Origin of the sequence: Desulfosarcina variabilis str. Montpellier, from assembly GCF_048565275.1 — a bacterium.
GTDB classification, from domain to species: Bacteria; Desulfobacterota; Desulfobacteria; order Desulfobacterales; family Desulfosarcinaceae; genus Desulfosarcina; species Desulfosarcina variabilis.
On sequence record NZ_CP159846.1, the window covers coordinates 4,176,992 to 4,203,100 of the forward strand.

The window sequence follows — 26,109 nt, forward strand, 5'->3', positions numbered from 1 at the left end:
CGAGGGGCGAGAGATGAGGGGACGAGGGACGAAGCACGAAGGACGAATACGACAAGGGCAGGGGTACGAAACATATTTTGCGCCTGACGTGCTGACGCCTCACGGTCATCCATCGTCCGAGCGAAGCGGTCGTCTATCTTCCTTCGTCCCTCGATCTTTTTCATTTCCCAATCCACGCCGCCCCAATAACACCGGCCGAGTCGCCCAGCTGATGTTTTAAAATCGGTGTTTGGATGCGTTCATGAAAGGCGTAGCGGCGCACCTGTTCCACGCCCAGGGTGTAGAGTTCATCGATGTTGGAGACCCCGCCGCCCAATACCACTGCATCCGGGTCCAGCACCGAGATCAAACCGCCCAGGCAGCGGCCGAAATCGTCCAGGAACTGTTCGAAGGCCGAGCGGCATTGGGGATCACCCTGGCGGTAGCCCTCGGTGATCTCTTCGAGGGTGAGCCGCTGGCCGGTACGCTCGAAAAAGGACTGCGCCACACCGCCGCCGCTGATTTTGGTTTCCACGCAGCCCCGGTTGCCGCAGTAGCAGCGCGCGCCTTCAGGATCCACGGAGAAGTGGCCCCACTCGCCGGCAATAAGATGCCGACCGCTGTGGATCTTTCCATTGATGCTGATGCCTCCCCCGCATCCCGTTCCCAAAATAATGCCGAACACCAGATCATAGCCCTTGGCGGCCCCTTGCCGGGCCTCGGCGAGGGTAAAGCAGTTGGCATCATTTTCCATGGCAATGGGCCGGCCCAAACGTGTCTCCAGATCCTGCTGGAAAGGGTGGCCGATCAGACCGGTGGTGTTGGCGTTTTGCACCCGTCCGGTTTGGGCGTTGATGGTGCCGGGAATCCCGATACCGATGGTGCAGGCGTGTCCATGGGGAACCTTGCCCAGGGCCGCTTCGATCAGGGTATGGACCCGGTCGCGAATCCGGGCGTACTCGGTGGGACCGTCCGGATCACGCGGGGTGGCCGTGCGTTCCCGTCCGAGGCTGCCGCCTTCCGGATCCAGCAAGATCGTCTCGATTTTGGTGCCGCCCAGGTCGACGCCCAGGCGGTAGGGGTGTTTTGTTTTCATGGTTTGTCCGTTGTTGGTGTCTGGTGGTTGCTTTCATTGGGGAACCGCAAAACCGAAAGGACGATGGACGACCGCTTCGCTAAGATGATGGACGATTGAGTCCGTTTCTCGTCCTTCGTCCCTCTTCCTTCTTTTTTCAACTTTTCCCGCCTTTCCCGCTTTCAGCCTCAACCGCATACCTACGCCGCCACCATCCGTCCCACATTCACGGCCTGGGATCCGAAACGCCGCCGGATACGGTCCATGGCAGCTATCAGCTGTTCCTGTTTTTCCAGGCGCCGGCGCTCTGAGGCGAACAAGAGGCGCTGGGCCGGCGGATAGGTCAGGCGGTCACAGATCAGGGTCATGCGCCGCAACCGTACCCGGCGGGTCCAGGCCAGATCGAGTACCCGCAGGGCATGGGTGAAAAGGGTAAAATCGTTGGCCGTGGCCGGTCGGGCCGCTGTTTGTCGGATGCGGCGAACACCGTCGGTATGTTCCATGATCAGGCCCATGCGCCGGGCCGCCAGGGATTGTTGCCGCAGCTGCCGGCCGATCCGTTCCACCAGCCGGTACAGGCACCGTTCCAATTGCGGACGGTGGTTGGTATCGTCGCCAAACTCCACGGATTCGACAATTTTCGGTAGCGGCCGGTCCACCGGACGAACCGGCGATGGATCAACCCCCTGAAGCCGATCATGGATAAACGCCGCCCGATGGCCAAAGATGGTTTGCAACTGGTCGGCGGTCAGCCGGCCGGCCTCGAACACCCGGTGGATATTGAAATCGCTCAACCGCGTCCGGTCATCAGCCTCGATACCGGGAATCAGAAAAAGGGGCAGGGGGGCCAGAAACGCTGCTTCGTCACCGGGCTCGACGATATACTCGCCCAGGGGTTTGACCAGGCGGGAGGCGGTTTTGGCAATGAGCTTGTTGGCGGCCAGGGACCAGATCGGCGCCAGGTCCATGTCCTTTTGAATATGGCGACCCAGCCGCCAGGCCACATCCACCGGCGGCCCCAACAGACGGCTGGTGCCGCTGATGTCGATGAACAGATGGCCGTCGGCATCCCCCGGTTCGATGAGCGGTGAACAGGGCAGGGCGGTTTTCAGCATCCGGGCCATGGCCTGACGATAGCGTTCCGGCCGGGGGAGGAGCACCCGGGCGTCCCGGCACCGGCGCAGGGCCCGGCCCAAGGGCATGTGTTTGCGTATTCCGGCTTGAAACGCCTCCTCGCTCATGTCGTACACAACGGCCCGGGCAGCGCCTTGCGGGGCGATGATCACCGGCCGGCCGTCAAGCCGGCGGTCCAGCACCCGTTCTACGGCTACGGCGAAATCGGCGACATTGATATGGATGATGGATCGGTCCATGGGTTTTTTGGGGTTGTCCCCCCCCTCAACTGTTGTTGGTATTATTCATCCATGATTGGCTACGGATATGTGAGGGATAGATGGACGAAGGAAGACCGCTTCGCTAGGATGATGGACGACAGAACGAATCGGCTTTTTTCTCCATTGCGTTTAACATTGCAAAAATATGCTCGTAACTTTCATCGAGCTTGTGAAATGTCTCTTCGTCCAAATACTTACAGTGAAATGCAAACTCCAACCATGTCTGGGCTTCGGCCGCTTCCTGTTGGGCATCGGTTAGCTTGTTCAAGAAAACAGCCTTATAGCGACGCTTTCGCCATCCCTCTGACAAATTAGAACAAACTGATCGTGATGCCCGCCTTATTTGGTCGGTCAATGAATAGGTTTCCGTTTTGGGAAATTTCTTGCTAATCACGAATATTTCCATCGCACTGTCGAAAGCCTTGCGATAAACTTTTAGGTCTCTGACCGATCGAATTATCTTTTTTTGTTTTGCGTCCCTCATCCTTCGCCTCTCGTCCTTCGGATCCCATCCAAGCCCAACTGCTCCATCAACATCTGCGCATTCCGCGGTGCCTGACCGCGGACATGATTGTTGAAAAAAATAATCCCGGTGCTGGCCTGCCGGGCCATATCCGGAATACGCTTTTTGCTCCACTGATCCAGCTCAGCCTCGCTGTAATCGTAGTCGAATTGTTTTTGCATGTTTCCCGACCGCCAACCGGCTGCGTTGCGACCATGAAAACGAAGGTAAAACAGCTCCGGGTGAGTGACCACGGCCAGGGGCGGGAACAGTCCCGGCAGGTCCGGAACGTCCACACAGGCCAGCGCCACCCGTCGCTCTTCCAGGGCGGCGAAGACCCGGTCCGTGGCCCAGGAAACATGGCGGAACTCCACGGCCAGCGGCAGTCCGGCAAGGGCGTCCAAAAGGCTGGCCAGGTAGCGACGGTTCTGCGGATTGCGCCGGAAAAAGGGCGGCAATTGAACGAGTACGGTCAGCAATTGGCCGGCCTGCATCAGGGGGGCGATTCCCTCCCGGTAAAGGGCAACCTGGGCCGGCCATCCGTCGGGATCCACCTCGTGGGTCAGGGTCCGGGTCAGTTTGACGGCAAAGCCAAATCCTTCCGGAACCTTGCGGCGCATGCGGTCCATGGCCGGCGCCTTGGGCATCTGGTACCAGGTGTAGTTGATCTCGGTAACGGGAAAAAACCGCGCATAATGCGGCAGCATCCTTGCCGAACCGGTCCCCGGCGGGTAGAAACCGGCATCCACCCACTCACTGTAGGCATAACCACTGGTTCCGATTAGAATGCGTGATGGCGTATGAACCTTGTCTTCTTGCATGCTCGGTGATGGTTGATGGGCTTAAGTCGTTATATTGGACGAGTGTAAAGTGTTAAGTTTTAAGTGTTAAGCGAAGGTATCCTGCCGATTTAAATATAAAATCATACCCGATCCACCTCTTCAAACTTAAAACTTTATACTTAAAACGATGCGATCTTTCGTTGGATACCGATGACTTTCCCCTGAACCAACACCTCGTCGAACCCATATCGCATGACCGGATAATTCGGATTTTCCGGTCGCAGTTCCACATGGTCGCGGTGAAGAAAAAACCGTTTGACCGTGGCCTCCTGTTCATGGATCAGGGCCACGATGATCTCGCCGTTTTGGGCATACTGGCGCGGGGTGCATATGGCCAGATCTCCGTCCAGAATTCCCGCCCCCCGCATGGAGTCGCCCTGCACCCGCAAGGCAAACAGGTTGCGGCCGCGGTACAGGTCACTGTCCAGCACCAGACTGCCTTCCCACTCCTGCTGGGCGTACAGGGGCAGGCCGGCGGTAATGCGGCCTACCACGGGAACCTCTCGCCAGCGCTGAAGGGCGGCCTTGTCACCGGTGGGGCCGATCAGGTGAATGGTCCGACTGTAACGGCCCTGGCGTTTGAGCACCCCTTTTTGTTCCAGCATTTTGAGGCCCTGGGAAACAGCGGCATGACTGATCCCCAGGTCGCCGGCGGCCTGTCGTAGACTGGGCGTGCTGCCGGTGCCTTCGATGGTTTTTTTTAAATAATCAAAAAGACGCTGCTGGCCGGGCGTCAATTCGGGTGCCATACCGCCTCTCCATTCGCCAATGACGCTCAGTTCAAGGAATTATGTTTCATTATACGATGATCAATAAAAATGTCAATTTAAATGTAAAGACTTTGCATATAAATTATCTTTACATTTTGAGCGGCACCGGGATTTCCGTAGGGGCAACCCCCCGTGGTTGCCCTGTTGCCCTGTGCCGCATGATTTCCCAAAACAAATGGATTTTATGATAGGGCGGGGTTGGCACCGAGGCAGGCGGGACCGGTCGGGTACCGGAGCACCAGGGCAGGCACAGGGGGCTTTAGGGCAGGCACAGGGGCCTGCCCCTACAGAGAGGGAATGGAATAATTTATTATTGTGATTGGGGGTTTACCGGGACGGCCGGTCAGTGTATGGATAGAATTTCAATTTTGATCAATTTATAAAATTCCCGGTCCTTACCATGCCCAAAAAGAACACCTTTGATATCGATCGCTTTGTTGAGGCCATCGAGGCCAACTACCGCAAGTGGAATCCGCCCATCATCACCTTTATCGCCAATCGCGGGGCCACCCCGTTTGAGGTGCTGGTATCGACCCTGCTTTCCCTGCGAACCAAGGACGAGGTGACCGGTGAGGCGGCCAAACGCTTGTTTGCCGTGGCCCGTACGCCCCAGGCGATGATGGAACTTGCCCCCGAAACCATCGAAAAGTTGATTTATCCGGTGGGGTTCTATCCGACCAAGGCCAAACGCTTGCTTGAGATCAGCCGGATTTTGCTGGACCGTTACGATGGAAAAGTACCGGATGACCTGGATGCGCTTACCGCCTTGCCCGGCGTGGGCCGCAAGACCGCCAATCTGGTGCTGGTGGAAGGATTCAAGATTCCGGCCATTTGTGTGGACACCCATGTCCATCGCATCAGTAACCGCATTGGTTACGTAAAGACCAAGACGCCGGACCAGACCGAGATGGCCTTACGCAAAAAACTGCCCAAGCGGCATTGGGTACGCTACAATGAATTGCTCGTAGCTTTCGGCCAGACGCTCTGCCGGCCTGTGTCCCCCTTTTGCAGCCGCTGTCCGGTGAGTGAGATGTGTCCAAGAATAGCAGTAGACCGTCACCGCTAACCACAAGCCTGCTGGAAAATGCCGTCTAAGACCCGCTACCGGCGTTGGAAAACGGTTCAAAATGCTCACATACTAACGTGTATGCTCCACTTTTGAACCGTTTTCCGCCTTGTTATCGGGCCTGATCCGACATTTTCCAGCAGGCTTGGGAGGAAAAGCGTCAAATGCTCCAATATCAACCACACGCACCCCCAAGGCACTTCCTTCGGGTGCCTGCGGTAGAATTTCCCGGACACACACCAAATCTGAGCGCACACTAAGTAGAAATGGAATAATTCAATAGTCAGTATCCATCCAGGAATAGGCAAATTGGCCATTTCTGGAGGGCACTATAAAGGAGGTGTTTTGCATGCCTGAAGCTCAAACCATCAAGCTAGTTTCCTGGAACGTCAACGGCTACCGGGCGGTCATGAAAAAGGGGTTTTTGGAGTCGATCGCCAGTCTGGATGCGGATATTTTCGGGCTCCAGGAGACCAAACTGCAGGAGGACCAACTGACCCGGGCCATGAAAAACATCGACGGTTATGCGCCTGCGTTTTCTTTTTGCACGGTGAAAAAAGGGTACAGCGGGGTGGCCGCCTATTCCCGCATGACGCCCAAGGCGGTTCGCTATGGCATCGGCATCGACCGTTTCGATGACGAAGGCCGTATCGTGGAAATGGAATTCGATGCGTTTACCCTGTTTAACGTCTATTTTCCCAACGGCCAGATGAGTGACGAGCGCCTGCAGTACAAACTGGATTTTTACCAGGCCTTTTTCGATTATGCTGAAACCTTGCGTAAGGCTGGCAAAAGCCTGATCATCACCGGTGATTTCAACACGGCGCACAATGAGATCGACCTGAAGAACCCCGGCCCCAATTCCACCCGTTCCGGCTTTTTGCCCATCGAGCGCGAGTGGATCGACCGCATTATCGACATGGGTTATGTGGATACATTTCGCACCCTTTATCCGGATGCGGTTAAATATTCATGGTGGACCTACCGTTTCAATGCCCGCAAAAACAACGCGGGATGGCGCATCGACTATTTTTTCGTTTCCGATGACATCGTCCGTAAAGGATGGGTCAAGGACGCCTTCATCGATAATGATATTTTTGGTTCGGACCACTGCCCGGTGGGTCTCATTCTTGAGATCAACCCGTAACAGCGATAGCGGCCTTCCCCCGCAGCCGTGAAAAACTAGTTGACGCAGATGGAGGTAGGTGTCACTTTCAAATAGGAGGCAGAAAAGGGTTTGGATTGGATGGAATCGGGGGGGAGCCACAAATGAAAAGCAATTATATTGACGATCTGATTCGTGCGGTCGCGCGGGTCGTGACGCCGAACGTTCCATTGCTCAAGGAAGTGCTTGTCATCGGCGGTATGCCTGAAAAAACACAGAACCTGAAATACCTCAGTTACAACCGCAACACCACCATTGCCAAGGGGCGGTCGCTTGATTTTTCCGCCGTGGCGGTGATCAATAACCGGCGGATTGATGAATGGCGGCTGACCGGGTACTCAGAAAAGATCAGCCGCTGGGTTTTCAGCAACCGATGGACACGCAATCCACTGGACCTGTTTTTAAACAACCTCAGATGCAATCAGGCGATCATGGCGGTGCTTGACCGTGCCCACAGCAACTACACCCTGCTGGGTATTCTGACTGTGACTGACCTTCAACGTTCGGGGCTGATTCACCGGCGGGGGCAATACATCTGCCCGGTCGTGGCAATACCCGATGTCGATGCCGACGACTTAAGAACCATACAGGCCTTTGAAACGGCCAATCAGATAAAAAAGACCGGCCTGATGGGCTTGCGCGTGTATCATAAGAACGGCGATCAGATGGGGGTTGTTTAGAACAACGCCTCCACGAACTGCTCCGGATCAAACTCCTGCAGATCCTCGACCCCTTCGCCCACACCGATATATTTGAGTGGGATGTTCAGGCTGCTACAGATGCTGACCACGATACCGCCCTTGGCCGTACCGTCCAGCTTGGTCAGCGCGATACCGGTGACGCCCAGCGACTCGTTGAACATTTTGGCCTGGGACAGGGCGTTCTGGCCGGTGGTGGCGTCCAGTACCAGCAGGACTTCATGGGGGGCATCGGGAATCCGTTTGGCCAGGGTCCGCTGAATTTTCTTGATCTCTTCCATCAGGTTGACCTTGGTGTGCAGGCGGCCGGCCGTATCGACAAAAACAATGTCCGATCCCCGCGCAATGGCGGCTTCCATGCTGTCAAACGCCACGGCGGCCGGGTCGGTGTTGTCTTTGTGGCGAACGATGTCCGCACCGGCCCGTTCGGCCCAGATCGAGATCTGTTCGATGGCGGCGGCACGGAACGTGTCGGCGGCCGCTACCAGCACCTTTTTGCCTTTTCGGGATTCGTGGGCGGCCAGTTTGCCGATGGTGGTGGTTTTACCCACGCCATTGACCCCCACGACCATGACCACATGGGGGTTGGTGGCCGCCAAGGGTGCCGGTTCGGGAAGGGCTTCGAAATAGGATAGAATCTCTTCTCTCAGAACCGCTTTCAGATCTTTGGCCCCTGCGATGCGCGAGCGTTTATTAGAGATTCTTTCCATGATGTCCATGGTGGTTTGAACCCCCATATCCGCGGTGATCAAGCGTTCCTCAAGCTCTTCGAGCATATCGTCGTCAACGATTTTTTTACCCAGAAACAGATCGTCGATGTCCGTAGTCAGAATTTTGCGGGTTTTGGAGAGACCGGATTTCAGGCGGGCAAACAGACCGCCGTTTTTTTCTTCCCCAGGTGCCTCGGTCAATGGTTCGTCTGGCTCTTCAGCGGTATGCGGCGGTTCCTCGTCCAAGGCAGCGGTGTCCAATGGATCGGCTTCGGGCACAGGTGCGTTCGTGTCATCTTCCAGCACGGGTGATTCAACAGATTCAACAGCCGTGGTCGCTTCAGCTTGGGCGTCGGTGGATTCGGCTTTGTCTTTCTTTTTTTTAAACCATTTCAGAGCCATGGATTTTCCTTGTTAGTGCCCATCCAGAAATGGCCAATTTGCCCGTTTCTGGATGGACACTTGTTAATGGCGATTTGTCAGTTAGTTTCCGTTTACGAGACCCCACATAACAAATCCCGGCCCGGTGGGCCAGGATTCTTTGCAAGGCTTATTGCCTATACACTAAAACATTTCAGGCCGTTTTCAAGCAGCGGTCAGTTCCTTGGGGTCGTCTCCTTCATTCAGGTTGACCGATACCACCTTGGACAGTCCCTTTTTCTCCATGGTGATGCCGAAAAGGGTGTCGGCAAACTCCATGCTGCTTTTATTGTGGGTGATCATGATGATCTGGGACTGCTCACCGATTACCTTCATCAGATTGTTGAACCGATGCACATTGGCGTCGTCCAGGGGCGCATCAATCTCATCCATGAGGCAAAAGGAGGCCGGCTTGAGCAGGAAGATGGCGAAAATAAAGCTGATGGCCGACAAGGCTTTCTCGCCACCGGACAAAAGGCTCATGCGGGTCAGTTTTTTACCTGGCGGGTGGACCATGAATTCCACCCCGGTCTCCAGGGGTTCATTGGGATTGGTCATTTCCAGACGCGCCGTCCCCCCCTCGAACAGGCGCGGGAATACCTCCTGCAGTTTTTCATTGATCTGGTTGAGGGTTTCCAGAAACTTCTGCTGGGTGATGCGATTGATTTTGCGGATCACCTTGTGCAGTCCATCAATGGCTTTGAACAGATCATCGCGTTGTTCGCACAGGAAATCGTAGCGATTCTTCTGTTCATCGTATTCCCGAATGGCTTCCAGGTTGACATCGCCGATATTGGCGATTTTCTGGCGGATGGTGGTCAGCACCTTTTCCAGAATTGAAGGGCTGCGCGAGTCTTCTTCCTTTGCGGACGCATTGCCCTCGGCCAGTCGGGCAATGCTGCAATGGTAGTATTCCTGGCTTCGGTTTTCCAAATTTTCCAGTTTGATACGCTTTTCAGCCAGGTCCATTTCCAACATACGGATTTTTTTGTGCAGGGACTCGCGGCGGGACTGGATTTCGGAGACCTGCGTGTCATTTTCCTTCAACCGGGCATCGATTTCGCCAAATTCTCTTTCGTCGGCGCCCAGCCGGCTCTCCAGTTCCTTGAGGGCATCGTAGTGCGCGGCCAGGTCACGGCTCAGGAACTCGTTGCGCTTGCCGGTACCCTCCAGCTTTTCCGTTTTGGTCGCGATGTCCCGGGTGAGCTGCTCGAGGCGACGGATGCCGTCGGACTGGAAATCCTTTAATCGACGCAGGGTACTGGCGCAGTTGTCCAGATTGGCTGTGGCGGAAGTCAGGTTTAGTTTCAAGTCCACGATGCGCTGGTTGTAGGCCTCCAGCTGGGCGGCGGTGTCATCGATTTGGACCGATGTCCGGGCCACGTTTTCCTGGGCATCGGCAACATTTTTGGCAATGGTATCGAGAAGCGTGTTGGTGCGATCGATTTCTTCCTCCAGGTCCATCTCCTCGCCCATCAACTGCTCCTGTTCCAGACGCACGATTTCCAGGTGGCGCCGGGCGTTTTTCAGATCTTCATTGGCCTTGTAGAGAGTTTTTTCCGCCTCCATGGCATCCTGGGCGGCAATGCTGCGCTCAGAAATGGTTTCCTGCAGCTGTTTTTCCAGAGCACGAACCCGGGACTCCATCTCGGCCTGGGTGGTGTGGGCCGTTTCCACCTGGGTGTCCAGTTGTTCACATTGGGCGGCCAGGGCTTTGATCTCCTGTTTTTTGGCCAGAATGCCCAACAGTTTATCGGGGCTGCCGCCGACCATTACCCCCTGGTGAGACAACAGATCGCCGCCGCGGGTCACTACGGTCTGCACCCGTCCGTTTTGATTGAACAACTCACGGGCCGCATCAAGGGTGTCGGCGACCACCACGTGACCGAGCAGGGCCGCGGCCACGGCTTCGTAGCCGTCCCTGACCGTGATATGGTTGAGCAAACGCCCATCGGGCAACGGCCGTTTGTCCGGACGATCGTCCACAGCCCGTACCCCGCCGATGGGAATGAACCCGCAGCGGCCCTCCTGGCTTTGTTGAAGATAGTCGATGGCTGCTGTGCCGGCCGACTGATCCTGGACCAGGATGTACTGCAACGATTCTCCCAGGGCCGCTTCTACCGCGGTTTCGTAAGACGGGGCCGGTTCAACCACGTCGGCCAGCAGACCGACGATACCGTCCAGGCAAGCGGCGTCGGCAGGCGGTGATTCCTGATGGGCCGCCTTGAGTACGGCCTTGACGCCGTCCTTGTACCAGTCCAGGTTGGCTTCCATTTTTTTCAGGGTGGCCAGGCTGCTGCGTGCCTTGTTCCGCTCCACCTCCAGTGTCTGGGTGGTTTTGACCTGGGCCGACAGATCGGCAATGGCCTGGTCCAGCTCCTTTTTGAAAGATGCGATCTGCTCATCCAGGTCACGAATTTCATTTTTAATCTGGGTCAGTTCGGCATCGGCGGCATCACGACGCACCGAAATCTCGTGTACGGCTTTATCGGCCAGGGCCACTTCTTCGTCGGTGCGTCTTAGGCGCCGCTTGAGATTTTCACGATTGTTGGCCGCGTTTTGGTGGGAGCTTTTCACGCGGGCCTCTTCGGCCACCATTTTCATCAAGTCGTTTTTACCGGTTTCAAGGGATCGGTTCAAGCCGTCGATGCGATCGCGCAGGCTGGAAGAATCGTTTTTTTCCTGTGCGATGGTGGTCTTGATATCGTTGATGCTGGCCTGCAGGTCAACGTGCTGCTTTTGAACCTGATCGATTTCCGTGATCATCGATTGGTTTTTTTCTTCCAAATTGGTTTTGGACGCCTCCAGTTCGGCAACTTCGCGAGTCAACCGTTCACGGTCGGTTTTCATATGCGCCAGATCAGCCTCCATGCGGTCGATCTTGCGATGAATTTCGAATTTGCGCGACTTTTGCGTAGCGATGGTACGGTCTTTTTCAAACCGCCGCAGTTTGATGGATTCAATGACGGCGTCGATTTTTTTCAACTGGGTGCTCTGGCTGAGATCTTCGTTTTTAAGTGAGCCGAGCAGTTCGCTGGCCTCCTGCATTTGATGCTTCAGCTCGGCGCCCCGATGGCAAAGCAGTTGGATATCGATCTGGCGGGCTTCGGCTTTAAGGGCCTTGTACCGCTCGGCTTTTTGAGCCTGCCGTTTGAGTCCGGCCATCTGGCGGTCAATTTCAGTGATGATGTCCTTGACCCGCAAAAGGTTCTGGTTGGTGGCCTTGACTTTGCGCAAGGCCTCGGTTTTGCGCATCTTGTAGCGGGTGACGCCGGCGGCTTCTTCGATAAATACGCGGCGTTCATCGGGTCCGGCGTCGGTAATGGCGCCGATATTGCCCTGCTGAATGACGGCATAGGTACGCGCCCCAACCCCGCTGCCCATGAAAATATTGTGGATATCCTTGAGCCGGCAGGGTTGTTTGTTGATCAGATATGCGGTCTCCCCGCTGCGGTAAAGGCGGCGGGTAACCATCACCTCACTGAAATCGCGGTATTCCTCGGGCATGCTGCCATTGTCATTGACCAGGGTCAGGGAGACTTCGGCCATGTTCAGCGGGGGCTTATCGTTGGCGCCGGAAAAGATGATATCTTCCTTGTCTTTGCCCCGCAGCTGTTTGATGCTCTGTTCCCCCATGACCCATCTCAGGGCATCCACGACATTGCTTTTGCCGCAACCATTGGGGCCGACAACAGCACTGATCCCCGAAGGGAAGTTAATACTGGCTTTTTCGAAAAAGGACTTGAAACCGACAATGTCCAGTTTTTTTAGTTTCATCGCTGCAAATGTTCTCCTTGAGCGAAGGTCACTGAAAACAATTTTGTTACTGCTATATTTTATTGCCCGAAGGCGTCGGGGTGATGGATCGAGACGATCTATATTGTATTACGGCCGAATCCCGAAAGCGCGGTTCTTTGTGATGATCGTTGACCAATATTTATCACCAAGGCTGATTCTTGTAAAGGGGAAAACACAACTTGAGGGATAATAAAAGGATAATTAATACCACATATGGTAGTGTGGGGTGCGGTAGCGGAAATCGTCGTCGTTGTCAGCAAAGCGAGAGTTGATAGCTCATAGCTTCCAGCTCCAAGCTCCAAGCCCACACCTTCCACCTTATACCTTAAAGCTTAAACCTTCTACCTTACAGGCCCACCATCATCTTTATTCAGCAACAGATAGAGCAGTGCCATGCGGATATACAGCCCGTTCTGGGCCTGCTCAAAATACCGGGCACGGGGGTTGTCATCAACGGATTTGGGGATTTCGTCCACCCGGGGCAAGGGGTGCATGATGATGGCCTCGGGCTTCATCCGGTTGGCCCGCTCCTGCGTGAGAATGTATTTTCCGGCGGCGATCCGGTAATCCTCGGGATCATGAAATCGCTCTTTCTGAATCCGGGTCATGTAAATGCAGTCAACCTCCGGGACAATGCTGTCCAGGTCGGTCTCTTCATGCCAGGGAACGTTATATTTATCCAGATAGGCCTTGATGTCTCCCTCCATTTTGCATACCGGCGGACTCACAAAAATGATTTCAGTGTCCTCATACTTGGTGAGCAGGTAAGACAGAGAACGCACGGTGCGACCATAGCGCAGGTCCCCGACCATGGCAATTTTAAGGCCGGTGATGCCTGAAAAGGCATCGGCAATGGTATACATATCCAAAAGGGCCTGGGTGGGATGCTGGCCGGCACCATCGCCGGCGTTGATCACCGGTATGCCGGAAATTTCAGCGGCCCGCGCCGCACTGCCGGCTTCATTGTGGCGCATGACAATCACGTCGGCATACCCGTTCATGATGCGCGTGGAATCGGCCAGGCTTTCCCCCTTGGCCGCGCTGGAAAACTCGCGGGCGTTTTCCGTGGTGATTACCGTACCGCCCAGACGCAGCATGGCACTTTCAAAGGAAAACCGGGTTCGGGTGGATGGTTCATAAAACAGCGAGGCCATAATCTTGCCGTTCAGGGCCTTGGAGAAGCGGCGTGGACCGGACAGGTCGGCCTTCAGGGTGTCGGCGGTCTGAAAAACCAAGTCCAACAGATCCCGATCAAACTGCTGGGACTCAATTACATGCGCTAAGGGAAAAGCGGCCATTGGTGATGCTCCTGATTGTTTGGTTAGTTTGTTTCGTTGGTTAGTTAGTTTAATTGGTTGTATTGGTTTGATTACCAACTAATTCAACCAATCAAACAAAATTTGTTCCCGCCTTGCCGGCGACCGCCTTGACAATACGATCGAGGCCAACGATTACGGCGCGCTTGCCGCCGCCTTTGATAAACTGCACGGCTGCCTGGACTTTGGGCAGCATGCCGCCGGCCGAGAAATGCCCTTCCCGGATATACCGGTTTACCTCATCGCAGGTCAACGTAGTCAGATAACGCTCACCCGGTCGGCCAAAATCAAGGGCAACCCCCTTGACATCCGTGGCAATGACAAACAGATCCACACCGACCTCTTCAGCTAGGCGAGCGCTGGCCAGGTCCTTATCGATCACCGCGTCTACACCGTCGAAGGTCCGTCCGGCGCGCACCACCGGGATCCCGCCGCCGCCGCAGCAGATCACGATAAATCCCGCTTGAATCAGCTTTTTAATTTCCCGTTTCTCGACAATGGTCACAGGCTTCGGAGACACCACGACACGCCGATACCCTTTGGCTGTTTTGACCGTGGGGTAGGGAAGGGACAGGGCCTTTTGTCTGCTGAAGGCCGGACCTACCGGTTTGGACGGCGAATCAAATGCCGAATCGTTTTTATCCACCACCACATAGCTGATCAGACTGACCAAGGGCTGACTGTTGATCCCGATGGCCATCAGTGCTTCATCAAGGGTCGATTCGATCATATAGCCAACCTGACCCTGGGTCTGGGCAACGAGAATTTCGAGCGGTAGCCGGGGGACCGCATCACAACACTCCTGCTGAAGCAGCAGGTTTCCGACCTGGGGGCCGTTGCCGTGGGTGATGATGATGCGATACGTTCGGGATAGCCGGGCGATCTGAGCCATCGGCACTTTGAGATTCTCGAACTGCTCGTCGACCGTCCCGGTCTGTCCCTTTTGAATCAGGGCGTTACCGCCCAGGGCGACCAGCAGCACTGGTTTGTTGTCGGCTATTTTCTTGGCCATGCCCGGAATTGGTTTTATGATTGTTTCTGCCTTCAGGCGCTGTAAAACGAGGGGCGATGGACGACCGCTTCGCTCGGATGAGGGAAGAAAAAGGCGTCCCTCGTCCTTCTTCCCTCATCCTTCAAATCTACCGAAATTTAGCTGTTCGTATAATACTTTAGGCCTAAACAGCTACAACGGATTACGCTGGTGAATTGAAGCTCCGGGGGAACAGACCACCGATCACCGATAACTGATCACCGAAGACTGATCACCAATAACCGTCAATCCTAAGCCTTGCCGCAAATCTTCAACAAAATGGCGTTCTGGGCGTGCATACGATTTTCCGCCTCATCGAAAATGATCGATGTTTTGGATTCGAGCACGCCGTCCGTGGTCTCCACGCCGCGTTCAGCCGGCAGGCAGTGCATGAACAGGCTTTCTTTGCCGGTGGCAGCCATGAGTGCCTCGTTGACCTGGAATCCCTGGAAGCGCTTTTTACGCTCCTCGGCCTGGTCCTTCTGGCCCATGGATGCCCAGACATCCGTATAGACAATATCGGCATCCTTGACTGACCTCTGGGGATCATGGCTGATCTCGATTTGCGACAGTCCGGCCTGCTTGGCATCGGCAATGGTTTGCGCATCCGGAGAATAGCCCTCCGGACAGGCACAAACAAAATGAAAGGGCAGGCGCTGAGCCAGACGCAGCCAGGAATGGACGATGTTGTTGCCGTCACCCACGTAAACCACCTTGAGATCGTCAAGGTGGCCACGATGTTCGAGGATGGTGAACATATCGGCCATGATCTGGCAGGGATGATTGTAATCGGTCAGGCCGTTGATCACCGGCACCGATGCGAATTCGGCCAACTCCAATACATGTGCATGCTCGAAAAGGCGGGCCATGATCACGTCGTTGTAGCGAGAGATGACCCTGGCGATATCCTTGACCGCTTCGCGCTTGCCGATGGAGATGTCCGATGGGCCCAGATAAAGGGCGTGGCCACCCATGCGGAAAAAACCGGTTTCAAATGAGATCCGTGTTCGCGCGGACGGCTTGGCAAAGATCATGGCCATGCTGTGGTCCTTGAATGGTTTGTAGTCCTCGCGACGTTTGAAGCGTGCTTTGACTTCTTTGGCCAGTTCAAAGGTGGCATTGATTTCATCAGCGGTAAAATCGGTAACGTGCAAAAAGTCGCGTTTCAAAGGAGGCCTCCCTAAAAATATAAAGCAAGCGGAGCTTAAAATGAACCTGCGTTGTTGGGTCTCACCGGATCGGATCAGGCGGTCATGACAGCGTTGATCTGTTCCAGGGCCCAGTCCACTTCCTTTTTAGTAATTACCAGCGGTGGCGCAAAGCGGATGGTGTGCTCGTGGGTTTCTTTACACAATATGCCTTTGTCCGCAAGACGGTAGCAGAACGGACGCGCTCCACCGGCTGCCGGAAAAAGTTCCATGGCGATCATCAGCCCGCGGCCGCGCACCGCCTTGACGTGTGGACTTTGAATTTTTCGTAGACCGCTGAGAAAATAGTCGCCTGTATCCTGAGCGTTTTCGATCATTTTTTCTTCAATCAATACCCGTATGGCCGTCCGTGCAATGGCACAGGCCAGTGGATTGCCACCAAAGGTGGAACCATGTTCGCCAGGCTGCAGCACATCCATGACCTGTTTGTTGGAAAGTACGGCTGAAACCGGGTAAAACCCACCGGACAGGGCTTTGCCAACCAGGGTCAGATCCGCCTCGATGCCTTCATGTTCTTCAGCCAAAAGGCGCCCGGTGCGACCCAAGCCGGTCTGGATTTCGTCCAGGATCAGCACAATATTATGTTGATCGCAGATCCGACGCACGTTTTTTAGATAGCCGTCGGGCGGGATAATAACGCCTGCCTCTCCCTGAATCGGTTCCACCAGAAAACCCACCGTGTTCGGCCCAATGGCTGCCTCCAGGGCATCGGCATCGCCAAACGGAATCACTTTGAACCCTGGTGTAAACGGACCAAAACCGGTGCGGGCCGTGGGATCAGTGGAAAATCCGACGATGGTAATCGTGCGGCCGTGGAAGTTGTTGGCGCAGACAATGATCTCGGCCTGATTTTCAGCAACGCCCTTGACCTGATAGCCCCATTTTCTCACCGTTTTGATGGCCGTTTCAACCGCTTCGGCACCGCTGTTCATGGGGAGCACTTTGTGAGAACGAGTCAGCTCACAAAGTTCCTTGTAGAAGGGGCCCAGCTGGTCATTGCGAAATGCCCTGGAGGTGAGAGTCAGTTGTCGGGCCTGAGACAACATGGCCTGCATGATTTTCGGATGGCAGTGGCCCTGGTTGACCGCACTATAAGCAGACAGGCAATCCAGGTATTTTTTACCGTCCACATCCCAGACCCAGACACCTTCGCCTTTGTTTAATACAACGTCAAGCGGTTTATAGTTATGGGCGCCATACTGGGTCTCAAGATCAAGATAGCCCTGGGTGTTCATCTAACGTGCCTCCTTATTTTACTTGCGCGAAGCATTGGACCCAAAAGGCGATATAAACTCCAAGAGTTCCTGAGATGTATCACGAAGATGATTACTTAAAAGGCGGGCAATGGCCATGAGAATTTTTACACCGATTTGCGGACGCGTTTCACAAATATGATTGAGGCTACGCCTGGAGAGCGTTAAAAGGGTCGCATCACTGCATGCCTTTACCGTGGCTGTACGCGAAAATCCGCCGATTACCGCCATCTCCCCAATCGATCCACCCGGTGCCTGAACAGCGATCTTTTTTTCCGCCGGGCCATCGACGGCTTTCAATACGTCAAGGGTTCCGTCGACGATAAAATACATTTTATCACCGGGATCGCCTTCGTTGAAAACAATATCGCCGGCCTCTATCCGGGATACATGCATATGCTCACTGATGATATTGAGCTCCTTTGTGTCCAGGTCCGCGAAAATGGTAATACCAGAAAGACAGCCGATGATGGCTTCCTGAAGAATGTTGTGGGCGTTTGAAGTCTTCAATCCTTGCCTATCCTTAAAAAAAATGAAATGGAACAGCCTTAAAAAAGGTTACAACCACCTGAAGCCAAAACCTATTTATTGGTATCCCAAGAGATACGGATCTGTCAAATAGGTATTGCGTGAGCACTGGTAACCGATCCTGATATTGAACTTGTTTCTATAGGGGGATTGCAGTAAAATATGAATAGATAAACGTTAGGCAGCCCATTAAAACGGTTCGTGCTGTATTTCCTATTCGCTGCACTTTTGCAATGCCCATTGCACCTTAAGCCACGTGATTCAAGTTCAAGGCCGCCGTTTTCCAAAAGCCAAAAAAACGATTTGGACGTTAAAAAAACGTGGGAGGTGTTCCATGGAAAAAGTCCTCAGAACCATCGATTTAACGGACAATGGTGGTAGACGACGTGTCAAGGACCGCCGTTTTCTGGTAACCGTGCCATACGAAAATGAAAGGCGAACCAACTGGGAACGCCGCAGTGGTTATGATCGCCGACTGAGGCGTGTGACGGGAAGCGTGGAAGATCGACGCTTGGTTGAAAAACGTCCCAGTGGTTCTGTCTAACCAACCAACATCCGGCATGTCGTCTGGCGGCAGACTCCTGAAATTTCTCCCCCGCTGCTTTGATGGTCCCGTCGCAGATGAAAATTCAGCCAGGACGATGTATTGTTCAACTCCCACATGCGTGGCGGCACACAGCCGTGGCAAAGTTGGGACACCATGCCATGGGCGGCCAGGCGATTGTGGGCCCGAAACCAGACACACCGTCGGTCCGGGTTGACTTCACACATGCCATGGCAGCTGCCTCCACAGGCACCGTTACGGGTATGTTTGGGACATCCCGATTCCGGACACAAAAATCCCACATGCTGTATGGCGCAGTCGCCGCATTGCTGGCAGCCAAGCAGCATGCGCTTGACCGGATGTTCGGCCAGGTGCAGAAACAGGCGATTGAAAATCGTGCTGTCAATCATTTGGCAGGTGGTTCTGAAAAAAGGCGCCATGGGTGAATCAAAAGTAAAAAAAAGGTTGTGCATGTAGCGCATCAGGGGATACAGGACGCGATCTGCAACCGGTACCGGCTCCGGGTGTTGACCAAAAACAGGCGTTGATACAGGCGCCGGTGGCTTCTCGCGAAAAGCGTAAAAGCCGCCGGGCTGCTGGGGGTAGTCAAACTGGGGAAGAAATGTCTGCCAGTCATCTTTGATTTCTTCCATGCGGTCCAGAATCATACCCACCGTTGAAAAGTCATGGTGAATGCCTCCGATATGGATTCCCCGATATCCCACCCCTCGCAGAACCGCCCCCAGGCGTGCCGCCCGTTCAATGGCAGCCAACCGGCCATTTTTTCTGTCCTTCCATTCATTTTGAACGGTCATCAGCAACGGATCGGTGACCACGGCACCGGGTACCCGGCCTTGATTCATGATTTGAGCCGCCTTGGGCGTCAATACGTAGACCGAACCCAGGGTAGGCACAGAAATTTCCATATGGCGCTGAATGCCGATCAGCTCGATAAATTTGCGCGCGTCATATCCCAGCTGGGTGATGACAAATTGGGCGCCGGCGGCCACTTTGCGGCTGAGCTTGGCGTACTGGGCCACACACTCGCCTTCGCTGCGTTTGAACGGAGAAACAGCGCAGCCCGTAAAAAAAGCGTCCGGATCACCGGCGGCATTGATGCGCTGGCCGATCATCATGAGCATGATCTGCAGATTCACTGAATCCAGATCGAATACCGGCGCCCCCTGACCGCCAAATCCCTTGCCCGCGTAGTCACCGGTCAAGGCCAGAATATTTTTCATGCCCATCATGGCCAGTTGCAGGGCGCGGCTTTCCATTCCCACCCGGTTCATGTCGCGACAGGTAAAATGGACGATCACATCCATGCCAATGGAAAAAATGCGGTAACCGATGGCATCGGGGCTCAGCGATGGATTCCCACCGGGGTTGTCGGTGATGGATACGGCACTGATCCGGCCATCGGCAAATGCCTCCTTGGCGATGCCCATCACCGTATCCACGGATCGCCCGGTGGATTCACGGCCTGGCACCAGCTCCAGGGTGATCACAAACTGCTTCGGGTCCAGAATATCGTTTTGAAAAACACGCAGCATGAAAAAAAGCCCTTCCTTTTTATTGGCCCACCGGGATGCATTCCAGAATGCACGCTGGTAAACGGCCTGTGATCTTTATGCAGACCGGATGCTATCCTTTTCATCATGATTTTGCTTGAAAAAGAGCGTCATGAAAAATAAGGTAATACCTTTATTTTTAATATAGGCTGAACTTGAACGTTGCATTGAAGCGAAAGGTGCTCACCGTGAATGATGATCGAGAAAGTAAATGGCCCGCCATCGTGTTCTTCGTTACCTCCGGTCTCTTTTTTTTCGGATGTGTCTGGTACTTGTACGCAGGTACGGTCAACCCTGAATATTATTGGCAGACGCCACCCGGGCAGCGCATGAATCAAACCGAGTCTTGCCTGAAAAAAAATAACAGATTCCTTTTGAAGAAAAACCAAGCCGTGCTGGTCGATGATGCTCGTATTGTCTATCGGGGAACGCAAAATGGGATGTTTGTCATGGATTTATTTGTCCTCGCGCTGGAGCCCCATTATGGGTATGTGCATCGCATCGATCAAAAGCAGGCCCATCAGGGATTCTCGATCGGGGAATATCATTTTCAGGCGCTGGTTGCCAGCGATGAAAAAATCAGTTTAAAACGACTTTTTTAAATGCTAGGCTGATGATAGTCGTTGTCGATCACGTCACGGATGGCGTGGGAGAGCTTTTCCATGTTAAACGGCTTTTGGATGAATCCATTGCATCCTTTGTTGATGGTGGTCGCTGCATCTCCCCGGCTATCTCCACTGGCCAACAGCACCTTGATGTCCGATTTGACATCTTTGAGTCGATCGTAGACCTCATGCCCGCTGATATCGGGCATGATCATGTCCAGAATTACCAGATCGATGGTTTGATGAACATCGGTAAATATGCGCACGGCCTCCTCACCGCAAGCGGCCCGGATGACGGTATATCCCATTTTTCTGAGCATTTTTTCACCCACATCCAAAATGTAGGATTCGTCATCCACCAGTAAAATGGTCTCCGGGCCGCTGATAATGCCGACCGAACGGTGAGGGATTTCGGTTTCCGTTGCCTTGCAGACCGGTAAATAGACGTTGAATGTGGTCCCCTTGCCCGGCTGGGTTTCAAAATCGACTATTCCATCATGGTTTTTGATGATGCCGAATACAGACGCCAATCCGAGGCCTGAACCGCTGCCAAATTCTTTGGTGGTAAAAAAAGGGTCGAAAATACGATGAGAGATCGTCGGGTCGATTCCTTGGCCGCTATCGGTCACTGAAACGCGGATATAATCGCCAAAACAGACTTCAAACGGTTTTATGAAATCTTTATCGATTTTGACACGTTTTGTCTCCAGGTAAAGATCGCCCTGTTTGGACATGGCCTGCCAGCCGTTCAGGTAAAGATTGATCAGGACCTGTTCGATCTGACCGCGATCGGCCAAAACCGTACAGGTGGTGGGATCGTAAGTTTCGTGAATACGTATGGATTTGCGCGTTCTGCCAAATAATGCCGCTGTTTTGGCGACTACTTCATTCAGATTCACCGGTTTGACCACATACTTGCCGCCTCGTGCAAATCCCAGTAATTGACGAGTCAATTTGGCGCCGCTGTCCACCAGTTGTTCGATACTGCGTAAATTTTCGTATAGGGGGTGGTTTTCGTCGAGATCGAGATACATCAAGGAAATATTACCCTGGATTCCCATGAGAAGGTTGTTAAAATCATGGGCAATGCCGCCGGCCAGGGTGCCGATGGCCTCCATTTTCTGCGCCTGCTGAAGCTTGCTTTCAAATTCTTTCTTTTTGGTAATGTCGATGCCGATGCTTTGGTACTCCATGGCATTGCCAATCTCGTCGAACAGGGCACGGTCCGTCCATTGGTGCCATCGCGGCTCACCCTTTTCCGTTGGGCTGAATTGCTCGTAGGTCACCATGGGTTTTGCAGGGCTCAGGTCTTTCAACCGTTGCTGTTTGCGCTGACGGCCGACCCCGCCGCAAAAATCAAAAATATTGGTTTTTTCAGTCTGCCGTTTGCCAACTTGGAAGTATTGCCTGAACTTAAAATTGGCAAAGGTAAGGGTGCCATCCGGAAGATAACGGCACACCATTGCCGGCATATCGCGCGAAACCGAACGATATCGATTGTCGCTTTCACGAAGCGCTTTTTCCATTCGTTTGCGTTCTTCAATCTCATTGCGCAGCTGCTCATTTGCTTGCAATAGTGCTTCCGTGCGCATGGTCACCCGTCGCTCCAGGCGATCGTGGGCGCTTTGCAGAGCGGCTTCGGCGCGTTTCATGGCAGTGATGTCATGGGTGACGACAACGGCATGGGTCACTTGGCCGGCATTGTCGTAGTAGGGATTATAGGTGACCTGATAACAGCGAAGAGCCTGACCGTCAAACTTGAACCAGTGCTCGGAACTGGTCAGCTGCCCGGTAAAGCAGTGATCGAGTTTGGGTTTGATAATGGACTGGAACTGTTCATCACCCCAAACCGCGGCGACGGATTTACCCACAACATTATTGCGGCGTTGGCCCCTGGCTCGACAGTAAGCCTCATTGACGCTTTCGTAGGTATAATTCCGATCAATCATGGTCAGCAGTTGATCCGCTGCATTGGTGATAAACTGCGCTCTTCGCCATGATTCCTTCTCTTCTTCAAGGCGTCGCACTTTTTCCCGAAGCTTTTTGTTTTCCGCGGTTAGATCATTCATGCTGAAAAGCTGTGGTTTATACCTTATCGGGCCTTTTGGGCGATTTGTTGGGCAAATACTATAGCCCAATAAAAAAAATATTTTAAAAAACTCTTAACAATAAACTGTATCCAGCCCTCTCGTCAACAAATGGATAGAGATTGAACAGGCATTTGTGATTGCCCACATGACCAAAAATGCTTTGAATCAATTAAAAAACTAACGTCTTTCGGGCGTGCTGCCGATAATAAATTGTTACATCATCGTAACAGAGGGCTGACAAGCTTGGTGTTAGAAACCGGTTAAGCGAATAAATTTTATTGACATCCATTGTCCAAATACTATATTAGCGCCAACGCTTTTAAGTATCGGTTAACAAAGGTCCCTCATCTGGTGCGATGATTGCCAAATGCGGGATCTTTTTTTATTATCCATTTTGATGAAATGAAGTGATAATCGAGTGCTTTGGCTGATCGTGGCCGCGCTCACAACCAGAGGACATCATGGCAACACGTATAGAAAAAATCAGAAACATCGGCATCAGCGCCCATATCGATTCAGGCAAAACCACGCTTACCGAGCGGATTCTCTTTTATACCAAAAGAATTCACGCGATTCATGATGTGAAAGGCAAGGACGGCGTGGGAGCGACCATGGATTCCATGGAACTCGAGAAAGAGCGCGGTATCACCATTGCCTCCGCCGCCACCTATTGTGAGTGGAACAAACATGAGATCAACATTATCGACACGCCGGGGCATGTGGATTTCACTATCGAGGTGGAACGTAGCCTGCGTGTATTGGACGGGGCCATTCTTGTGCTTTGCTCGGTGGGTGGGGTGCAGAGCCAGTCCATCACCGTGGATCAGCAGATGAAGCGCTATAAGGTACCGTGTATGGCGTTTATCAACAAGTGTGATCGCAGCGGGGCCAATCCGTTTCGGGTGATCGATCAACTCAAGGAAAAACTGGGTCACAATGCCGTGGCCATGCAGGTTCCCATCGGGCTCGAGGCTGATCATGAAGGGATCATCGATCTGGTTTCCATGAAGGCGCTTTATTTTGATGGTGAAAACGGTGAAACCATCCGCGAAGAAGAAATCCCGTCTGACCTCATGGAACTGGCCACTGAGAAAAGGGAGGCATTGATCGATGCCGCCACCATATTTTCCGATGAACTGACTGAAATGGTGCTGGAAGAACTGCCCGTTCCTGAAGAAATGCTCATTGAGGCCCTGCGAAAAGGTACCCTTGAGCGACAAATTACTCCGGTATTCATGGGCTCGGCTTATAAGAACAAGGGGGTCCAGCCGCTATTGAACGCGGTTACCCAGCTGCTTCCCTGTCCGCAGGATGTGGAGAATCAGGCCCTTGACTTAAACCATGACGAAGCTCAGGTTGCCCTGGATTCCGATCCGGAAAAGCCGACGGTGGCCCTGGCCTTTAAGCTGGAGGACGGCCAATATGGTCAGCTGACCTATATTCGTGTGTACCAGGGCAAACTGGCCAAGGGGGATACGGTGGTCAATGTGCGGACCGGTCGCAAGGTGAAAATCGGCCGGCTGGTGCGGATGCACGCCAACCAGATGGAAGACATCAGCGAAATTCCTGCCGGTTATATTGGCGCCCTGTTCGGTATCGACTGTGCCTCAGGCGACACGTTTACCGATCCCGGCGTAAATTTGACCATGACCTCCATGTTCGTTCCTGAACCGGTGATTTCTCTGGCCATTGTTCCCAAGGACAACAAGGCGGAAATCAACATGTCCAAGGCCCTGAACCGGTTCTCAAAAGAAGATCCGACCTTCCGCACCTATGTCAGTGACGAGACCGGTGACACCATCATTTCCGGTATGGGTGAGCTGCATCTGGAAGTCTACATCGAACGCATGCGCCGGGAATACAAAGCCGACGTGACTACCGGCGCCCCCCGGGTGGCCTACCGGGAAACCATCACCCGACGCGCCGAATTCAACTATACCCATAAAAAGCAGACCGGTGGTTCAGGTCAGTTTGGTCGCGTGGCCGGTTACATAGAGCCTCTGGAAGGGGAAGATTTTGCCTTTGTCAACGAGGTGACCGGTGGTTCCATTCCCACTCCGTTTATTCCCGCTTGTGAAAAAGGGTTCAGGAACTGTCTGGAAAAAGGACCCAAAATGGAGTTTCCGGTGACCGGTGTCAAGATTGTGATCAACGACGGTGCCGCCCATAGTGTGGACTCGTCGGACATGGCTTTCCAGGCCGCAGCCCGAGGGGCATTTTTGGAGGGTTACATGAAGGCTGCGCCCGTGATCCACGAGCCGATCATGAAGGTGGCTGTGGAGACCCCCACCGAATATCAGGGGCCGGTCATGGGGTCCTTGAACCAGCGGCGGGGCATGATCGTCGGTTCACAGGAAGAAGGTCCCATGTGTGTAATTGAATCCCAGGTGCCTCTTTCCGAGATGTTCGGGTACTCGACGGTGCTGCGTTCACTGACCCAGGGAAAGGCCCAGTTTACCATGGAGTTTGCCACTTACCGTCAGGTTCCCCAATCCATTGCGGAAGAAATTGCCAAAAAGCAACAGGAAGAGAAAAAAAGCGTTGCCTGATCACGGAATCCTTACAACGCCTGATTAAAAAAGGAGTCGTATGGGTTCGGTGATTCATACGGAAGATACGGATGAGTGGAAGATGGCCCGGAAACGGGCCGGTAACCAATCAACTGCACCTGTAGCCGTTTCAATCTCCCACAAATGCGTTTCCATGGGCGCATGTCGGATCGTGGGACCGATATCCCGGGCTAAGGTGATCAAGTTAAAGGAGAGGAACCTGAATATGCTTAAAAACGACCTGATCCTTCGCAACCCGTTGCGGTTGATGGGCCGGGAAAATGAAGCCATTGTCCCGGAAGGTGGCTTTGGCGCCGTATTGGCGCGCGCCGGTGTGGGAAAAACGGCCCTGATCGTTCAGGTGGCCCTCAATACCATGCTGCAAAATAAAAATGTGTTACACGTAAGCCTGGATGATCCGGTGGAAAAAGTGAGCCTCTGGTACCAGGAAGTCCTGGGCGCTTTGGCGCATCAGTACCACGTCCGGCAGCTCAGGGAGCTTTGGGAATCGATCCAGATGAATCGATTTATCATGACCTTCAAGGTGGAAGGCTTCAGTGTGCCCAAACTGGAAGAGCGCGTAAAGGATCTGACCGAACAGCAGATTTTCAATCCGCACATGGTGATTATTGACGGCCTGCCCTTTGATGACCAGTTAAGGACCCCGCTGGAGGGGTTGAAGGCCTTTTCACAAAACCATCGCCTTCATTTGTGGTTCACCGTGACCACCCATCGGCATGAAGCACCAGGCCCCGGCGGCTTGCCGATTCAGCTGGAACCCGTCGCCGATCTGTTTGATGCCGCCATCCAGCTTCAGCCGGACGGCAAGAAAATCCATATCCGCTCGTTAAAAGGCGGAACCGGGGATACGGAACAAAGTGATCAGGTGCTTGATCCGTCGACGATGTTGATTATGCAACCTTAAAATAATAAAACCGCCAGCTGTGAGGGTTGACTGCCTCGCAGCCGGCGGTTTTAGGTATTTTTAAGGTATAC

At 53.7% G+C, this 26,109-nt stretch carries 21 protein-coding genes; 7 read left to right on the forward strand and 14 right to left on the reverse strand.

Translation table 11 applies throughout. From position 1 onward, the window contains the following. Positions 1-160: 160 nt before the first annotated feature. The 5 genes from Dvar_RS18860 to lexA all read right to left on the reverse strand — a co-directional run bounded on the left by Dvar_RS18860 (position 161) and on the right by lexA (position 4,541). A complete protein-coding gene (locus Dvar_RS18860; RefSeq protein ID WP_419663373.1) occupies positions 161-1,075 on the reverse strand; it encodes an ROK family protein in 915 nt (304 codons plus the stop codon). 179 nt (positions 1,076-1,254) lie between these two features. Beyond that, on the reverse strand, positions 1,255-2,427 hold the full coding sequence (locus Dvar_RS18865) for a DNA polymerase Y family protein (protein ID WP_419663374.1): 1,173 nt from the start codon (positions 2,425-2,427) through the stop codon (positions 1,255-1,257). A 103-nt stretch (positions 2,428-2,530) separates the two neighbouring features. Then, positions 2,531-2,932: a four helix bundle protein gene (locus Dvar_RS18870; RefSeq protein WP_419663376.1), complete on the reverse strand. Its 402-nt coding sequence runs from the start codon at positions 2,930-2,932 to the stop codon at positions 2,531-2,533. Next, positions 2,929-3,771, reverse strand: coding sequence for a DUF72 domain-containing protein (locus Dvar_RS18875; RefSeq protein WP_419663378.1), 843 nt, complete (start codon positions 3,769-3,771; stop codon positions 2,929-2,931). The genes Dvar_RS18870 and Dvar_RS18875 overlap by 4 nt, the downstream gene beginning before the upstream one ends. A 140-nt stretch (positions 3,772-3,911) precedes the next feature. Beyond that, positions 3,912-4,541, reverse strand: a complete 630-nt coding sequence (gene lexA, locus Dvar_RS18880; RefSeq protein ID WP_419663380.1) for a transcriptional repressor LexA — start codon at positions 4,539-4,541, stop codon at positions 3,912-3,914. A gap of 421 nt (positions 4,542-4,962) precedes the next feature. On the opposite strand from lexA, the gene Dvar_RS18885 reads away from it, so the two are divergent. The 3 genes from Dvar_RS18885 (at position 4,963) to Dvar_RS18895 (ending at position 7,473) form a co-directional block, all read left to right on the forward strand. Continuing rightward, positions 4,963-5,628, forward strand: a complete 666-nt coding sequence (locus tag Dvar_RS18885) for an endonuclease III domain-containing protein (protein ID WP_419663382.1) — start codon at positions 4,963-4,965, stop codon at positions 5,626-5,628. 349 nt (positions 5,629-5,977) lie between these two features. Then, entirely contained in the window at positions 5,978-6,775 is a 798-nt protein-coding gene (locus tag Dvar_RS18890; RefSeq protein ID WP_419663384.1) for an exodeoxyribonuclease III, read from the forward strand. 122 nt (positions 6,776-6,897) lie between these two features. Further along, positions 6,898-7,473 carry a hypothetical protein gene (locus Dvar_RS18895; RefSeq protein ID WP_419663385.1) on the forward strand — a complete coding sequence of 192 codons (576 nt, stop codon included), beginning with the start codon at positions 6,898-6,900 and terminating at the stop codon, positions 7,471-7,473. On the opposite strand, the gene ftsY is transcribed toward Dvar_RS18895, so the two are convergent. From ftsY to Dvar_RS18930, 7 genes are all read right to left on the reverse strand, one after another. Further along, entirely contained in the window at positions 7,470-8,603 is a 1,134-nt protein-coding gene (gene ftsY / locus Dvar_RS18900; protein ID WP_419663387.1) for a signal recognition particle-docking protein FtsY, read from the reverse strand. The genes Dvar_RS18895 and ftsY overlap by 4 nt on opposite strands. A gap of 183 nt (positions 8,604-8,786) precedes the next feature. Next, the gene (smc, locus tag Dvar_RS18905; protein WP_419663388.1) at positions 8,787-12,398 is read right to left on the reverse strand and encodes a chromosome segregation protein SMC; all 3,612 of its coding nucleotides are present in this window, start codon (positions 12,396-12,398) and stop codon (positions 8,787-8,789) included. 362 nt (positions 12,399-12,760) lie between these two features. Continuing rightward, positions 12,761-13,717, reverse strand: coding sequence for an aspartate carbamoyltransferase (gene pyrB / locus Dvar_RS18910; protein ID WP_419663390.1), 957 nt, complete (start codon positions 13,715-13,717; stop codon positions 12,761-12,763). Positions 13,718-13,808: 91 nt separating this feature from the next. Beyond that, entirely contained in the window at positions 13,809-14,747 is a 939-nt protein-coding gene (locus Dvar_RS18915; protein ID WP_419663392.1) for a carbamate kinase, read from the reverse strand. A 269-nt stretch (positions 14,748-15,016) separates the two neighbouring features. Further along, positions 15,017-15,934, reverse strand: coding sequence for an ornithine carbamoyltransferase (argF, locus tag Dvar_RS18920; RefSeq protein ID WP_419663394.1), 918 nt, complete (start codon positions 15,932-15,934; stop codon positions 15,017-15,019). A 74-nt stretch (positions 15,935-16,008) separates the two neighbouring features. Beyond that, a complete protein-coding gene (gene rocD, locus Dvar_RS18925; protein WP_419663395.1) occupies positions 16,009-17,208 on the reverse strand; it encodes an ornithine--oxo-acid transaminase in 1,200 nt (399 codons plus the stop codon). A gap of 18 nt (positions 17,209-17,226) precedes the next feature. Further along, positions 17,227-17,736: a cyclic nucleotide-binding domain-containing protein gene (locus Dvar_RS18930; protein WP_419663397.1), complete on the reverse strand. Its 510-nt coding sequence runs from the start codon at positions 17,734-17,736 to the stop codon at positions 17,227-17,229. Between the two features lie 352 nt (positions 17,737-18,088). On the opposite strand from Dvar_RS18930, the gene Dvar_RS18935 reads away from it, so the two are divergent. After that, a complete protein-coding gene (locus tag Dvar_RS18935; protein WP_419663398.1) occupies positions 18,089-18,298 on the forward strand; it encodes a hypothetical protein in 210 nt (69 codons plus the stop codon). Here Dvar_RS18935 and Dvar_RS18940 read toward each other — a convergent pair. Continuing rightward, on the reverse strand, positions 18,295-19,851 hold the full coding sequence (locus Dvar_RS18940; RefSeq protein ID WP_419663400.1) for a methylenetetrahydrofolate reductase C-terminal domain-containing protein: 1,557 nt from the start codon (positions 19,849-19,851) through the stop codon (positions 18,295-18,297). The two genes, Dvar_RS18935 and Dvar_RS18940, sit on opposite strands and share 4 nt — an antisense overlap. A gap of 206 nt (positions 19,852-20,057) precedes the next feature. On the opposite strand from Dvar_RS18940, the gene Dvar_RS18945 reads away from it, so the two are divergent. Next, a complete protein-coding gene (locus Dvar_RS18945) occupies positions 20,058-20,471 on the forward strand; it encodes a hypothetical protein (protein ID WP_419663402.1) in 414 nt (137 codons plus the stop codon). Here Dvar_RS18945 and Dvar_RS18950 read toward each other — a convergent pair. Continuing rightward, positions 20,468-22,543, reverse strand: a complete 2,076-nt coding sequence (locus Dvar_RS18950; protein ID WP_419663404.1) for a PAS domain-containing hybrid sensor histidine kinase/response regulator — start codon at positions 22,541-22,543, stop codon at positions 20,468-20,470. The genes Dvar_RS18945 and Dvar_RS18950 overlap by 4 nt on opposite strands. A 482-nt stretch (positions 22,544-23,025) precedes the next feature. On the opposite strand from Dvar_RS18950, the gene fusA reads away from it, so the two are divergent. Then, positions 23,026-25,113 carry an elongation factor G gene (gene fusA / locus Dvar_RS18955; RefSeq protein WP_419663406.1) on the forward strand — a complete coding sequence of 696 codons (2,088 nt, stop codon included), beginning with the start codon at positions 23,026-23,028 and terminating at the stop codon, positions 25,111-25,113. A gap of 40 nt (positions 25,114-25,153) precedes the next feature. Then, a complete protein-coding gene (locus tag Dvar_RS18960; RefSeq protein ID WP_419663408.1) occupies positions 25,154-26,038 on the forward strand; it encodes an AAA family ATPase in 885 nt (294 codons plus the stop codon). Positions 26,039-26,109: the final 71 nt, after the last annotated feature.